1 pseudogene is annotated in these 316 nt (G+C 70.6%); it reads left to right on the forward strand.

The features are described 5' to 3' along the window. Positions 1–316: pseudogene (locus OO52_RS45730) on the forward strand (polyketide synthase); the annotation flags it as partial.

The following is a 316-nucleotide window of genomic DNA, read 5'->3' on the forward strand; positions in this document are numbered from 1 at the left end:
CCGGTTGTCGGCGGCGGACGTGGACGTGGTGGAGGCGCACGGTACGGGTACGACGCTGGGTGATCCGATCGAGGCGCAGGCGCTGCTGGCCACCTACGGACAGGAGCGCTCCTCGGACGGCCCGCTGTGGCTGGGGTCGGTGAAGTCCAACATCGGGCACACGCAGGCCGCGGCCGGTGTGGCCGGTGTCATCAAGATGGTCATGGCGATGCGCCACGGGGTCCTCCCGAAGACCCTGCACGTGGACCGGCCGTCCACGAAGGTCGACTGGGACGCCGGACAGGTGCGCCTGCTGACGGAGGAACAGCCCTGGCCC

The sequence above is a fragment of the Streptomyces flaveolus genome, from assembly GCF_000716535.1.
GTDB lineage: Bacteria > Actinomycetota > Actinomycetes > Streptomycetales > Streptomycetaceae > Streptomyces > Streptomyces flaveolus_A.